This is a genomic window from Rhodococcus jostii NBRC 16295 (assembly GCF_001894825.1).
In the GTDB taxonomy this organism is placed as follows: domain Bacteria; phylum Actinomycetota; class Actinomycetes; order Mycobacteriales; family Mycobacteriaceae; genus Rhodococcus_F; species Rhodococcus_F jostii.
The window spans coordinates 1-13868 of record NZ_BCWY01000152.1 but is presented as its reverse complement, the minus strand read 5'-3'; the positions used below and the strand labels follow the sequence as shown (position 1 = coordinate 13868).

At 67.0% G+C, this 13868-nt stretch carries 13 protein-coding genes; 6 read left to right on the top strand and 7 right to left on the bottom strand.

All coding sequences use genetic code 11. The annotated features are described in order from the left end of the window. Positions 1 to 160: 160 nt before the first annotated feature. Positions 161 to 592 carry a DUF5318 domain-containing protein gene (locus RJ1_RS43015; RefSeq protein WP_029539769.1) on the bottom strand — a complete coding sequence of 144 codons (432 nt, stop codon included), beginning with the start codon at positions 590 to 592 and terminating at the stop codon, positions 161 to 163. Positions 593 to 680: 88 nt separating this feature from the next. Here RJ1_RS43015 and RJ1_RS43010 point away from each other — a divergent pair, with 88 nt between their 5' ends. From RJ1_RS43010 to RJ1_RS42985, 6 genes are all read left to right on the top strand, one after another. Next, positions 681 to 1535 carry a DUF1707 SHOCT-like domain-containing protein gene (locus RJ1_RS43010; RefSeq protein ID WP_073370441.1) on the top strand — a complete coding sequence of 285 codons (855 nt, stop codon included), beginning with the start codon at positions 681 to 683 and terminating at the stop codon, positions 1533 to 1535. A 24-nt stretch (positions 1536 to 1559) separates the two neighbouring features. Then, a complete protein-coding gene (locus tag RJ1_RS43005; protein ID WP_073370438.1) occupies positions 1560 to 2384 on the top strand; it encodes a DUF1707 domain-containing protein in 825 nt (274 codons plus the stop codon). A 7-nt stretch (positions 2385 to 2391) separates the two neighbouring features. Continuing rightward, positions 2392 to 3183 carry a DUF1707 SHOCT-like domain-containing protein gene (locus tag RJ1_RS43000; protein ID WP_073370436.1) on the top strand — a complete coding sequence of 264 codons (792 nt, stop codon included), beginning with the start codon at positions 2392 to 2394 and terminating at the stop codon, positions 3181 to 3183. Between the two features lie 296 nt (positions 3184 to 3479). Further along, positions 3480 to 4037: a PadR family transcriptional regulator gene (locus RJ1_RS42995; RefSeq protein WP_005264441.1), complete on the top strand. Its 558-nt coding sequence runs from the start codon at positions 3480 to 3482 to the stop codon at positions 4035 to 4037. Further along, the gene (locus tag RJ1_RS42990; RefSeq protein ID WP_073370434.1) at positions 4030 to 5112 is read left to right on the top strand and encodes an inositol-3-phosphate synthase; all 1083 of its coding nucleotides are present in this window, start codon (positions 4030 to 4032) and stop codon (positions 5110 to 5112) included. Before RJ1_RS42995 ends, RJ1_RS42990 begins: the two co-directional genes overlap by 8 nt. A 160-nt stretch (positions 5113 to 5272) precedes the next feature. Next, the gene (locus RJ1_RS42985) at positions 5273 to 6523 is read left to right on the top strand and encodes a T3SS (YopN, CesT) and YbjN peptide-binding chaperone 1 (RefSeq protein ID WP_073370431.1); all 1251 of its coding nucleotides are present in this window, start codon (positions 5273 to 5275) and stop codon (positions 6521 to 6523) included. On the opposite strand, the gene RJ1_RS42980 is transcribed toward RJ1_RS42985, so the two are convergent. The 6 genes from RJ1_RS42980 to RJ1_RS42955 all read right to left on the bottom strand — a co-directional run bounded on the left by RJ1_RS42980 (position 6520) and on the right by RJ1_RS42955 (position 13535). Continuing rightward, entirely contained in the window at positions 6520 to 8742 is a 2223-nt protein-coding gene (locus RJ1_RS42980) for a transglycosylase domain-containing protein (RefSeq protein ID WP_073370429.1), read from the bottom strand. The two genes, RJ1_RS42985 and RJ1_RS42980, sit on opposite strands and share 4 nt — an antisense overlap. Positions 8743 to 8875: 133 nt before the next feature. After that, positions 8876 to 9067 carry a hypothetical protein gene (locus RJ1_RS42975; RefSeq protein WP_073370426.1) on the bottom strand — a complete coding sequence of 64 codons (192 nt, stop codon included), beginning with the start codon at positions 9065 to 9067 and terminating at the stop codon, positions 8876 to 8878. Between the two features lie 4 nt (positions 9068 to 9071). Then, positions 9072 to 9965 (bottom strand): carbohydrate ABC transporter permease, encoded by an 894-nt coding sequence (locus RJ1_RS42970; protein WP_073370423.1) that lies wholly within the window; start codon positions 9963 to 9965, stop codon positions 9072 to 9074. After that, a complete protein-coding gene (locus tag RJ1_RS42965) occupies positions 9962 to 11011 on the bottom strand; it encodes a carbohydrate ABC transporter permease (RefSeq protein WP_073370420.1) in 1050 nt (349 codons plus the stop codon). The genes RJ1_RS42970 and RJ1_RS42965 overlap by 4 nt, the downstream gene beginning before the upstream one ends. Before the next feature lie 16 nt (positions 11012 to 11027). After that, the gene (locus RJ1_RS42960; RefSeq protein ID WP_073370417.1) at positions 11028 to 12302 is read right to left on the bottom strand and encodes an ABC transporter substrate-binding protein; all 1275 of its coding nucleotides are present in this window, start codon (positions 12300 to 12302) and stop codon (positions 11028 to 11030) included. A gap of 159 nt (positions 12303 to 12461) precedes the next feature. Continuing rightward, a complete protein-coding gene (locus tag RJ1_RS42955; protein WP_073370415.1) occupies positions 12462 to 13535 on the bottom strand; it encodes an ABC transporter ATP-binding protein in 1074 nt (357 codons plus the stop codon). Between the last annotated feature and the right edge of the window lie 333 nt (positions 13536 to 13868).

Sequence of the window (13868 nt, the reverse complement as noted above, 5' to 3'; positions counted from 1 at the left end):
GTGGCGGGGGGCCACTCGGTCGTCTCGGTCCGTTCGGTCGATCACCCGGGGCGTTGCTGCGGGGGGAACTCACGTACAAATCTCCAGTGGTTGTGGACCGGCTTCAGTCCTGCGTTACGTCTGTGGGCACTCTTCTGCCCGCGTCCGTGTTCGGGCGTGTCTACTCGCTCGCGGTGCGACGGCTCGGAGGCCGCGGCCGTGGCGACGACCGCCTGGGCCGTTTCGGTTCGGGCACGGTACCGAGAACATAGGACTGGACCAAATGGTTCCAGCTGCATGTCCGGCACACCTCGACCACGTGAACCGAGAACTCCTCCTGAGTGGACGCGAGACGCACCAACTCCTCGGCCGTACGAGCCGAACCCGACACCGGGCCCAACTTGTCACCGAAGACCCAGGAGACCAGAGTCAGCTGCTCCTTACGGCAGATCGGGCACACCACATCACTGCCCTTGCCGTGGAACTTTGCGGCACGGAGCAGGTAAGGGCTGGCGTCACAGACCTCCGTGACACCTGTCCTGCCCGAGTAGACCTCGGCCAGGAGAGACCGGCGCTGAAGCGCATAGTCCACCACCTGCCGCTGTATCCGCACGGAGACCAGAGTACGTGCGTCGTGTCTGGAGAGAAGGGGTCGGTCGAGTGACGCTGGTCAAACACGGTCACCCCACTACGATGCCGGTGTGGCCTCAGGACCGTCCTCGCAGACTCGCGCACGCGACCTCGACCGGGTCAACGCATGCAGCCGACTCGACGCCGCCTACGCCGACGGACAGCTCGGCGCCGCCGAGTACCACGACCGGACCGCCCAGGCCATGTCCGCGAAGACCCTCACCGAACTGAACCTGCTGATCAGCGACCTGCAGCTGCCCTCGTCGATCACCGACCAGGCACCCGTCCGCACACCGGGATCGCCCCGCCGGGCACTGCGCATCGCCGTCGCCTGCGGAGCGGTGATCGCGGTCGGCGCGGTCGGTCTCGCGCTCACCGAGCAGGACGGTCCGGACCCCGCCACCGTCCCGGTCCCCGCGCAGGTCGAGAAGCCGTTGGCCGAGCCGCAGGTCGAGGCGCCCGCCGTCGACCCGATCATCGTGGGCCGGGCGCAACCGCTCACCCAGGACGGGATCTACGCCCTCTTCGAGCAGTACCGGCAGAAGTTCGGCGACCTCACCGTCCACGAGCTGGGGTTGTACGACAAATACGCGATCCTGTCGCGGACCGCCCCGGACGCGCCCGACAAGGTCGACCGGTACGACTTCCGCGGTGGATTCAAGGTGTCGGGCGCCCGCACGCAGCGCCTCCCCGGCACCGGCGAAGTCGACCTCGCCCAGGTCGACGTGCCCGCACTCGTCGCCCTGCTCGGTGACGCGCCCCGGCTGGTCGGGGTCCCGGACGGCACCATCGGACACGTTCTCCTCGCCGACGGCGGCAAGGGACCCTCGATCAACGTGTACGTCTACGATAAGGAACAGTCCGGCGGCGGGTACCTGCGGGCGACACTCGGCGGAGACGTGTGGCAGGTGACGCCCGCGAGCTGACCCTCAGCGCTCTAAGATCCTCCCGTGGCCAGCCGATACCCACCGAACACGCGGGCGCGTGACGTCGATCGAGCCAACACGTCCGCACTGCTCGACGCCGCGTTCGGCGACGGCCAGATCAACGAGGCCGAGCACCGAGCGATGTCCGACCTCGCCGCGGAGTCACGGACCCTCGCCGACCTCGACGTTCTCGTCAGCGACCTGCAACGACCCGCCGACGCACCACCGGACGCGACGCCCCCGCGCGACTCCACCCGGCACTGGTTCCCCGTCGCGGTCGCCGTCGCCGCGGTCGCGGCGGCCGTCGGTGCTTTCACCCTCGTCGACAGCGACGACGCGCAGGCCACCGCAACCCCCGCCACGCAACAGGTCGACTTCGATTCGGTCCAACGGCTGGTCGTCCCCACACCGAGCCCCGTCACCCCCGAGGGCATGAGGTTGTTCCTCGACAGGTACCGCGCCAAGTTCGGCGACCTGATCGTCGACGAACTCTCCCTCTACGAGGCCGGCCACGCGAGTCTCGAACGCGCACTGCCACTCGAACCGAACCGGGTGGTGAGCTACGACTACCGCGGCGGGTTCACGCTGTCGGGCACACCGACCACCCGGAAGGTCGACGCACCCACCTTCGACCTGTCGGCGCTGAACCTCGACAGGATCGGCGGAACGGCCGTGGGCGCGCCGGTGAGTCTCAACGTCCCCGACGGAAAAGTCAGCCACATCTCGTTCGACGTCGACGACGACGGCCCGACCGTGTCGATCTACGTGAACAACGACTTCAGCGAGAGCGGGCACATGGAACTCGCCCCGTCCGGTGAGCCACTCAGCATCTACCCCTTCGGCAGCTAGGACGCAGATGCCCAGGACCATCTCCGCGGGTATCCGCGCCCGCGACTCCGACCGCGCCGACGCCTGCGGCGTGCTCGACGCCGCACTCGCCGACGGCCAGCTGTCCGACACGGAACACGCGTCCCGCACCGCCACCGCCATGAAGGCGAAGACGTTCGACGAACTCGACCGCCTGATCGGCGACCTCCAGATCCCCAGCCGGCTCGCGGCCAGCCCCGTCGTGTCCCCGAGGCGCCGCCGATCACCCCGACGCTGGGTGTACGCCGCCGTCCTCGTCGTCGCCGCGGCCGCCGTCGGCGGCATCGCCGGAGCGATAGCGAACAGCGACCTGGGCCCGACGAAAACCGTCCCGACACTCACCACCGGCGCCGGACTGCACTTCTTCCTCGACGAATACCGCGCCGAATTCGGCGACACCGTCGCCGACGAACTCGGCCTGTACCCCGCCCACGCCGTCTTCGACAGACCCGCACCCGGCAACGCCCGGCAATCCGACCCCTACCTCTACGACGGCGAATTCGACGACTGGGGAAGCCCCTCCACCCGATCCGACGACGAGAGGTCCTTCGACCTCGGCACCGTCGACCAGGTCGCCCTCGCCGGACTCCTCGCCGGCGCACCCGAAACCCTCCACGTCCCCGACGGCGAAGTGGAAATCGTGTCCTTCCGCTACGAGCCCGGCTCCGAAGACGGACTGCCGACCATCTCCATCCACGTCGAGAACGACGCCGGGCACACCGGCCACATGGTCGTCGGATTCGACGGCGAACCGTTCGACATCTACCCGTTCGAGGGCTGAACACGCGGGGTCGCCCGCGCCCAGCCGCGCGCCCGATGTGACATTCGTTCAGTCAGACGGCACCGGTGCGACATTCGGCGACGCAGCCACCCGCCGACCGCCGTCGCCCGATGTGACATTCGTTCGGTCAGACGGCACCGGTGTGACATTCGGCGACCGCATCGGCGGATCCGGCCTCTGTTAACAACCTGTGACGCCTTGTCCCATGTATCGAGCGGGCGTATCGTCCTATATATCGGTGCGATATAGTTTTGAATCGCATCACACGGTTAGGTCGGGCGACTCAGGGGGTGGACGTGCTCGAATTGGCAATTCTCGGGCTGCTCCACGAGTCACCCATGCACGGATACGAGCTGCGCAAACGGTTGACGGGGCTGCTGGGTGCATTTCGCGCCTTTTCGTACGGTTCCCTCTACCCGACGCTTCGACGCATGCAGGCAGACGGTTTGATCGCCGAGGACGCAGGCCCTCCGGGGACCGTCAAGCGTCGCGCCCGCCGCGTCTACCAGCTCACGCCGATCGGCAAGGAGCGGTTCAAGGAACTGGTCGCCGACACGGGTCCGCAGAACTACACCGACGATGGGTTCGGCGTCCATCTCGCCTTCTTCAGCCGCACACCCGCAGAGGCGCGGATGCGGATTCTCGAAGGCAGACGACGCCAGGTCGAGGAGCGCCGTGAGGCGCTTCGAGACGCGATCGGAAAAGCGAGCGGCACGCTGGATCGCTACACCAAGCAGCTCCACCAGCTCGGTCTCGAATCCAGTGAGCGTGAAGTGCGCTGGCTCAACGAGCTGATCGCCGCCGAGCAATCGACAGCAACACCTAAGAAAAAAGGAGAACCCGACCATGGGTGAGAACAGCACCGCGGTGCGCGTGGCCATTGTGGGCGTGGGGAACTGTGCCTCGTCCTTGGTTCAGGGCGTGCAGTACTACAAGGACGCCGACGAGACGGCGACCGTTCCCGGCCTCATGCACGTCAAGTTCGGCAAGTACCACGTGCGCGACGTCCAGTTCGTCGCCGCGTTCGACGTCGACGCCAAGAAGGTCGGATTCGACCTGTCCGAGGCCATCTTCGCCAGCGAGAACAACACCATCAAGATCGCCGACGTCCCGCCGGCTGACGTTCCGGTGCTGCGCGGCCCCACCCTCGACGGCATCGGCAAGTACTACGCCGAGACCATCGAGATCTCCGAGGCCGAGCCCGTCGACGTCGTCAAGGCCCTGAAGGACGCCAAGGTCGACGTTCTGGTCTCGTACCTGCCCGTGGGTTCCGAGGACGCCGACAAGTTCTACGCTCAGTGCGCGATCGACGCGGATGTCGCGTTCGTCAACGCTCTGCCCGTGTTCATCGCTTCCGACCCCGAGTGGGCCGCGAAGTTCAAGGACGCCGGTGTCCCGATCGTCGGTGACGACATCAAGTCGCAGGTCGGCGCCACCATCACCCACCGCGTGATGGCGAAGCTGTTCGAAGACCGCGGCGTGCAGCTCGACCGCACCATGCAGCTCAACGTCGGCGGAAACATGGACTTCAAGAACATGCTCGAGCGTGATCGCCTGGAGTCGAAGAAGATCTCGAAGACGCAGGCCGTGACGTCGAACCTGACCCGCGACCTCGGTCCGGGCAACGTGCACATCGGCCCGTCGGATCACGTCGGCTGGCTCGACGACCGCAAGTGGGCGTACGTCCGCCTCGAGGGTCGCGCGTTCGGTGACGTTCCGCTGAACCTGGAGTACAAGCTCGAGGTCTGGGACTCCCCGAACTCGGCCGGCATCATCATCGACGCCGTCCGCGCAGCCAAGATCGCCAAGGACCGCGGCATCGGTGGACCCGTCTACCCGGCCTCCGCATACCTGATGAAGTCCCCGCCGGTCCAGATGGCGGACGACAAGGCTCGCACCGAGCTCGAGGCGTTCATCATCGACGCGTAACTCACCGCGCAGCAGTACTCGAGCACATAGGTCGCTCAGCTCCCGGCGAATGCACCTTTCGACGTCTTCACGGCGATGAAAGGTGCATTCGCCTTTGTGTTCGACTTCTTGTCAGACCCTCCCTCTACGGTGACACCCAGGATTCATCGAGGGAGGCGTGATGTCCGACAACACTTTCGATCGAGAGATCGACGACGCCTGGACCGAACTCCAGGACCGTCTGACCCGGTACGTGCACGCGATGGAAGACGACGACGAACTGGTGCTGCAGTCGCAGTACGACAGCGTCGACGACGGTCTCGTCGAGAGCGCCGCGTGTGTGCGGTTCTTCGCCTGGGCGGGCGACACGGTGCGGTGCGAGGTGCCGTCCAACCGCTTCCTGCACCCGGCGCGGGCGCTCACCGAGGAGGAGCGCGATCGGCTGATCGAACTCGGCTGGAACCGCCCCGACCTGTCCGAGCACGCCGACTCCGGCAACGGTTCCGCGTCGTATTACCTCGACGTCGACCGGGAGGACGCCGAGCGGGTGGCGTCGATGACGGTCACCGTGTTCCGGGAGATCTGGGATCTCCTGCATCCGTCGTTCCTGAAGGCGATCACCGGTGGCCGCAGCGAGACCCCGGTCTTCGACAGCGCCGAAGCACCCGCGCAGTTGCGCGACGGCGCCGGGTTGCGCGACCGTGTCGATGCGGCGGTCGAATCCATGCTCGAGCAGGCGCCGGGCAAGGATGAGGACGGCGACATCCTGGTGTGGGTCGGCGAACTCCCCACGTACGTGCGGGTGATCGAGGAGGACGCCCGCGTCGAGGTGTTCGCCCGGGTGGTCCACACGATCAGCGACCGCACCCGCACAGCGGAGGCGCTCGCCGACCTCAATCGCCAGTGGCCCGACATCAAGTTCCTGCTCGTCGTCGACAACGTGGTCGCCGTCATGCGCGTCGACGGATCACCGTTCGTCGCCGATCATCTGGTGTCGGTGTTCCGGATGTTCGAGCATTTCGTCGACACCGTCGACGACGCGTTCGCCGAAAAGCTCGGTGGCAAACTCAATTCCACACCCGATGCCACGTCTTCGTACGCCGAGCACGAATGCGAGGACGAGTTTCCCGCCGCCCTCGTGACGCTGATCCACCTCGACTCCGAGAGCGGGCTCGACCCCGACGACGTCGCGGAGATCTGCGGACGCGACCGCGACACCATCCTCGAATTCCTCCGCCTCTGCTCCGAGCAGGAGATTGAATGGCGTCACAACGCGGAACTCGCCCGCGAAGCGGAACCCGAGGAGGCCGAGATGTGCGAGGACGAGTCGCGGGCTTGGGCCAAGACGAAGGAATCCCTCCGCGCCGCGTTGCGGGTCGTGGTTCTGCCGCACCGCGCTCCGCCGCGCGGCGGGTTCCAGAACCTCGGCTAACCCGGCAGCGGGATGATGACGCCCGGCAGGATTTCGATCTGGGTGGGGGCCGGGACGGGTGCGGGAACCGGTGGGACGGGCTGCACCGGCACGGCTGCCGGGGGCGGAACCTCGACGGGTGCGGGAGTCGGCGCGCCGGGCGGCGGGACAGCCCCGGTGGTGCCGGTTCCCGTTCCGTCGCCGCTGGTTTGACCGCTCCACGTGGGCACACCGGCCTGGCCGCCGATCGGGTCGGGCCACGGGAAGTCTTCCCAGTCGGTGTCTTCGAGGGCGCCGTCCATCGTGCCCTTCCAGATGTCGGACGGCAGACCCGAACCGTAGATCAGGCCACCCCAGCTGTTGTTGATGGCGGTGGCGTCGGCCTTCCCGATCCACACCGCGGTCGACAGCGACGGCGTGTACCCGACCATCCAGGCGTCCTTGTTCTCACCGGTGTCACCGAGCTGCGCCGTCCCGGTCTTCGCCGCCGACGGGCGTCCCCCCGCCAGCGCGTGCCCGCGCGAGTAGGACGCGATGGGCATCAGTGCTTGACTGATGTTGTCGGCCACCGCCGCATCGAGCCGGCGCTCGCCCGGACTGGGCGCGCGGTCGAGGAGCACGACACCGTCGGCGGTGACGACGCGCTGCACGAAGTACGGCTGGTGATAGATACCCGACGCGGCGAGCGTCGCATACGCGGACGCCATGTCGATCGGCCGCGACAGGTACTGGCCGAGGACGATGCCGCCCTCGGGTTCGCCGCCGTTCTCGCTGAGCGTCTTGCCCTGCACCCCGGGAATGAACTCCGGGATCCCCGCCTTGTGCGCGGCGTCGGCGATGGCCTGCGGGCCGTCGTCCAACGACATCATCAACCGGTAGAAGCTCGTGTTCAGCGACCGCTTCGTCGCCTCCGCGATGGTGCACGTGCCGCAGGACTCGCCTTCGACGTTGCCGATCTGGACGTTGCCGACGGTCAGCGGGGCACTGCTGAAGCGCGCCGAGAGGGGGATGCCCTGCTCCAGCGCAGCCGCGAGGCCGAACACCTTGAACGACGACCCCGTCTGCAGTGGCGCCTGCGCGTAGTCGAAACCGGCGCCGTCCTCGCCGCCGTAGTACGCGCGCACCGCGCCGGTGCGGGGGTCGATGGACACGACCGCGGTACGCAGCCCCGGGTCCTCACCTTCGAGGGTGTCGTGGACGGCGTCGATCGCGGACTGCTGCGCCCGCGGATCGATCGTGGTGGTGATCTGCAGGCCCTCGGTGTTGAGGGTCTGCTCGGAGATCCCCGCATCCGACAACTCGCGCAGTACCTGGTTGCGGATCAGTCCGTCGGGGCCGGGGGCCGAGTTGGCGTCGGTGGGCCGGTTCGACGGCGCGGTGACCGGGAACTCCGTGGCACTGCGGTCCTGCTGAGTCAGCACACCCATCGAGACCATGCCGTCGAGCACGTAGTTCCACCGCGACTGCAGCTGGTCGAGGTTCGCTTCGGGGTCGAGGTAGGACGGGCTCTGGATCACGGAGGCGAGCACCGCGCCCTCGGCCACGGTGAGGTCGCCGACCGGCTTGTCGAAGTACGCGCGCGACGCCGCCTCGATGCCGTACGCGCCGCGACCGAAGTAGATGGTGTTGAGGTAGGCGGCGAGGATCTCGTCCTTGGACCATTCGCGGGCCATCTTGGTGGAGATCACGAGTTCGCGCATCTTGCGATACACGTTGCGATCCGCGCCGACCAGCACGTTCTTGACGTACTGCTGCGTGATCGTCGACCCGCCGCCGGCGCTTTCCTTGCCGAGGACGTTGTCGCGGGCGGCGCGCATGAATCCGGTGACGGAGAAGCCGGGGTTGGAGTAGAAGTTGCGGTCTTCCGCCGACAGCACGGCGTCGCGGACGTGCTGTGGGATGGCGTCGAGTGCGATCTCGGTGCGGTTGCCCTCGGGCGGGATCACCTTGGTGAGTTCGGTGGTGCCGTCGGCGGCGAACACGGTGGCCACCTGGTTGGTCTTCATGTCCGACGGGCGCGGGACCTCGGCGCGCACGTAGCTGACCAGGAAACCAACGAGCGGGATGACCAGCAGTAATGCGATCACGACGAGGCTCAGCCGGCGGACCGTGCGCCACCGGTTGCGCTTCTTCGTCCCGTCCGGTGGTGGAGTGGTGGTCTCAGCCGAACCGTCGTCTGCGGGCGGGGTGCCCTCCGGATCGGAGGCATGGTCGCCCGTCGCGTCGTTGCCAGAACTCACTTACACACTCCCGGTCAGTTATCCGGTCACGGAGGATCATCGCACCCACCCCGTACGTATGTTATGTGAATGACCGTGAGTGTGACGCGCGCCGCGCTACCGCTCAGCAAATTTCCGTACCGACCGTACTGTTTCAGTGGATCCGGTTCCGGACGACGACAGCCAGCCCCGACAGCACCAGGCAACCGAGCAACACCAACGCGGGGGTGACGCCGGGGTCGCCGCGCACGACCTCGACGACCGCGGCGATGAACGCCATCACCGTGAAGAACCCGAGGATCCCGATGAGAACCTCGAGTCGCTGCCGCTTCGCCACCGGATGCACGGTGCTAGCTCTTCACGCCGCCGGCCGTCAGGCCCGACACGATGCGACGCTGGAACAGCAGCACCATGATCACCAGCGGAATGGTGACGATCGTGCCGGCCGCCATGATCGCCGCATACGGCACGACGTGCGGATCGTTGCCGGAGAACCGGGCGATGGCGACGGTGACCGGTTCGGTGGCGTCGCTGGAGAGCTGGCTGGCGAGCAGGTACTCGTTGACGGTCGCGATGAACGCGAGGATGGCGGTGGTGAACAGGGCGGGCGCCGCGAGCGGCAGCATCACCAGCCGGAACGCCTGACCGCGGCTGGCACCGTCGATCCGGGCCGCCTCCTCGAGCTCCCAGGGGAGTTCCTTGAAGAACGACGTCAGCGTGTAGATGGTGAGGGGCAGCACGAACGAGATGTTCGGGATGATCATCGCCTGGTAGGTGCCGATCCAGCCGATGTTCGTGAACAGCTGGAACAGCGGAGTGACGAGGGCGACGACGGGGAACATCGACGCGCCGAGCACGATCCCGACCACCACGTACTTGAACCGGAACTCGATCCGGGCCAGCGCGTAGGCGGTGAAGATGCCGAAGGCGAGGGCGACGGCCGTGGTGACGCCGCCGATGATCATGCTGTTGACGACGGCCCGGGTGAAGTTGTTGCCGCTGCTCGTCGACAGCGCGTTCTGGAAGTTCTCCAGCGTGACGTGTGTGGGCCAGGGCGTGGTGTCGAACGTGTAGTCGGGGTCGCGGAACGCCGTCACCATCATCCAATAGAACGGTGCGAGCCCCCAGACGAGGATGATCGCGACACCGATGTAGATGCGGGAGTTCTTGAAAGCGAACCGCTTCGGACGGTTGCGGGCGGCGGGCCTGCTCGGGAGTTCGAGCTCCGGGGCGCGGTGGGTCACGGCTTCGGCCCCTTTCGCTGGGCTTCCTGAGTCTCGACGGCGTTGGCGCCGAGGAACTTCACGAGAACGAACGCCACCGCGAAGATCAGGAGGAATGTGATGGTGGAGAGCGCGGACGCGCTGTTGAACCCTTGCCGCACCTGGTCGACCACGAGGATCGACACTGTCGTGGTGGCCGGGTTGCCGCCGGTCAGGATGGCGGGCAGGTCGTACATGCGCAGAGCGTCCATCGTGCGGAACAGGATCGCGACCATCAGCGCCGGCTTCACCAGCGGGAGCGTGATCTGCCGGAACCGCTGCCACGCGGACGCGCCGTCGACCCGTGCCGCCTCGTACACGTCCTGCGGGATCATCTGCAGGCCGGCGAGGATCAGCAGGGCCATGAAGGGTGTGGTCTTCCAGACGTCGGAGATGATCACCGCGAACCGGGCGGGCCACGCGTCCGACGTCCACAGGATCTCGGTGCCGAGGAGGCGGTTGGCGATGCCGTCGTAGGCGAAGATGAAGTACCACAGCTTGGCGGTGACCGCGGTCGGGATGGCCCACGGGATCAGGACCGCCGCGCGCAGCAGCGCCCGGCCCTTGAACGTCTTGCCCATGATGATCGCCATCCACAGGCCGATCGCGACCTCGAGGCCCACCGTGACGACGGTGAAGAACGCGGTGTTCCCGACGGCTGACCAGAACTGCGAGCCGAGCGTGCCGGGCGGGCACGCCACGGCCACACCGCTCGGAGAGGTGCACTGCTGCAGGATCCAGTGCGTGTAGTTGGTGAATCCCGCCCAGCCGCCCTCGACGAACATGCCCGTCGACGGATCGAGGCCCGCGTCCTTCTGGAACGACATCACGACCGCCCGGACCACCGGGTAACCGATGACGACGGCCAGCACGGCCAGCGTCGGCACGACGAACAGCCACGCGCGGCGACCGCTCAGCCCAAAGCGTCGCCCGTTCTCGCTCTCTTCACGAGAACCGCGGCCGGGGTCTGAATCCCCGGCCGCGGGACGGGCCGGCGCCCCACTGGTGGTCCCAGTCGGAACGGCCATGTTCACTCCTGTGCTGTTACGAGCCTGCGGACTGGATACCGGACTGCATGTCCGTGATCGCCTGATCCACCGACTTCTCACCCTTGATGGCAGCGTAGGCGTTGTCCTGCACAGCCTTCGACACAGCGGGGTAGAACGGCGTGACGGGACGCGGGACGGCGTTCTCGATCGACAGCTTCAGCGTCGGCATGAACGGGTACTCCGCGATGATCGCCGGGTCGTCGTACAGTGCGGCGCGAACCGGCGGCAGGGAGCCCATCGCGATGATCCGCTGCGCCTGCTCACCCTGCAGGAACGTGAGGAAGTCGCGGGCCGTCGCCTTGTTCTCGGAGTACGCGCTGATGGCCGCGTTGTAGCCGCCGAGCGTCGACGCGCCGATGCCGTCCTTGCCGGGCAGCGGGGCCACCGCGAACTTGCCCTTCACCGCGGACGCGTCCTTGTCGGCGGTGCCGTACACGTACGGCCAGTTGCGCAGGAACAGGGCCTTCCCGTCCTCGAACGCCTTCTGGCTCTCCGGCTCCTTGAACGTGGTGTCCTGGGCCGGGATGTCGCCGTTCTTGAAGTTGTCGACCAGCACCTGCAGGCCGGCGCGGGCCTCGGGGCTGTCGACGGTCGGGGTCTTGCCGTCCTCACCGACGAACGAGCCGCCGTACGCGTTGATGACCTCGGCGGTGTTCACCGTCAGGCCCTCGTACGGTGCGAACTGACCGGCGTAGCAGTCGATGTTGTTGGTCTTGGCGACCTCACACGCGGCGGACAGCTCGGCCCACGTCTTCGGGGCGGCGGGCAGCAGGTCGCTGCGGTAGTACAGCAGGCCACCGTTGGTGTTCTTCGGCGCCGCGTACTGGGTGCCGTTGTAGGTGGCGCTGTCGACCGTGGCTGGGAGGATTCCGGTGTTGTCCACCGCGAACTCGCCGGTCAGCGGCTGCAGCCAGCCCTTGGCCGCGAACTCCGCGGTCCAGGGGACGTCGAGTGCGACGACGTCGTAGTCGGACTGCTTGGCCTGCAGGTGCTGGACCAGGTCGTCGTGCGCCTGATCGGCGTCGTTCGACTGCTCCTTGAACGTCACCTGCTCGTCCGGGTGCTCGGCGTTCCACGCGTCGATGATCTGGCGGACGACACCGGTCTCGGTGGTGTCCTTGCCCTCGACGTACGTGATGGGTCCGCGACCGTCGAGGTTCTCCGACGTGGAGTCGCTGCCGCTGTCGCTCGAGCAAGCGGTGAGCGTGACCAGCGAGGCAGCGGTGGCAAACACCGCGGCGCGCCGGACCGCTCTCGAAATCTGAACCATGGAGTCTCCCCGTAGGTAGATGTGGATGAACCCGTTACCGGCACGACGGAATCCGCGGCACCGGTGCCGTGTCGGAACATACTGTGGCATGGAACACCGTCGAAGTCCGGCATTACCCCCGACCTGAATCGGTCAGGAACCGTTCCGGTCACCGCCGGTTCAGCTCAGCCGGTACCCCTCGGACGCCGAGAACAGGTGCACCTGCGACGGGTCGACGTGCAGTTTCACCAGGTCACCCTTGCGGGGCGGGTTCCGCCAGTCGGCGCGCGCCACCAACTGTTGGGTCTCCCCGTTGACGGTGCTGCGGCCGTAGATGTAGGCGTCGGATCCGAGCTCCTCCACCACCGCGACCTCCATCGGGATGCCGGTCGTCGACAGTTCCAGGTGTTCGGGGCGGATCCCGACGACGACCTGACGCTCGTCGCTGTCCGAGCGCAGCTGCCGGGGCAGCGGGATCGTCGCGTCGCCGAGCACGACCCCCTCGGGGGTGATCGGTAGCGTGAAGAGGTTCATCGACGGCGACCCCATGAAACCGGCGACGAACACGTTGACGGGCTTGTTGTAGAGGTCGCGCGGCGACGCGCACTGCTGCAGCACCCCGTCCTTCAGCACCGCCACCCGGTCGCCCATCGTCATGGCCTCGACCTGGTCGTGCGTCACGTACACCATGGTGGTCTCGAGGCGGCGCTGCAGCTGCGCGATCTGGGTGCGCGTCTGCACGCGGAGCTTGGCGTCGAGGTTCGACAGCGGCTCGTCCATCAGGAACACCTGCGGCTGCCGGACGATGGCCCGGCCCATCGCGACACGCTGCCGCTGACCGCCGGACAGCGCCTTCGGCTTGCGGTCCAGGTACGGCTCGAGGTCGAGGAGTTTCGCCGTCTCCTCGACGCGCGTGCGGATGTCGTCCTTCGCGGCGCCGGCGAGCTTGAGCGCGAACCCCATGTTCTCGGCCACCGACATGTGCGGGTACAGCGCATAGTTCTGGAACACCATCGCGATGTCGCGTTCCTTGGGTTCCTGCGTGGTGACGTCGCGGTCACCGATGAGGATCCGCCCGCGGTGGACGTCCTCGAGCCCGGCCAGCATCCGCAGCGACGTCGACTTGCCGCAACCGGACGGTCCGACGAGGACCAGGAACTCCCCGTCCTCGATCTTCAGGTCGAGCGTGTCGACGGCCGGCTTGTCCGAGCCGGGGAACAGGCAGGTGGCACCGTCATAGGTCACTGTGGCCATGAACGTCGAAGTCCCTTCTACCCGGCGCCGCGCACAGGTGCGTGAAAATGTACCTGTTGACACACTTTCTCACTCACCTACGGGTCGGCTCGTGCAGCCGCTGAGCGGTCTCCCGGCACCCCCACCGAGGTCGACCCCGCCGAATTACCCTCGGTCCGAATCATGTTGGTCGCATTCATGTACAGGTTTCTCCACAGCTGGGGATGGATGAGCCGATGAATCGGTGCCGTGAATTCCGTGTGAACACTGTGCGTCGCCGGGCCCAACCGCACGAGACCGCCTGCCGCAAGGGCGCTTCGCGCCCCGTGCGTGGTTAGAGAGTCTCTGGACTCG

Bases quoted from the DNA above. Each gene is read 5' to 3' on its own strand.
- RJ1_RS42955 (WP_073370415.1), bottom strand. From the start codon at position 13,535: ATGGCCACAGTGACCTATGACGGTGCCACCTGCCTGTTCCCCGGCTCG.
- RJ1_RS42965 (WP_073370420.1), bottom strand. From the start codon at position 11,011: ATGGCCGTTCCGACTGGGACCACCAGTGGGGCGCCGGCCCGTCCCGCG.
- RJ1_RS43000 (WP_073370436.1), top strand. From the start codon at position 2,392: ATGCCCAGGACCATCTCCGCGGGTATCCGCGCCCGCGACTCCGACCGC.
- RJ1_RS42985 (WP_073370431.1), top strand. From the start codon at position 5,273: ATGTCCGACAACACTTTCGATCGAGAGATCGACGACGCCTGGACCGAA.
- RJ1_RS42960 (WP_073370417.1), bottom strand. From the start codon at position 12,302: ATGGTTCAGATTTCGAGAGCGGTCCGGCGCGCCGCGGTGTTTGCCACC.
- RJ1_RS42990 (WP_073370434.1), top strand. From the start codon at position 4,030: ATGGGTGAGAACAGCACCGCGGTGCGCGTGGCCATTGTGGGCGTGGGG.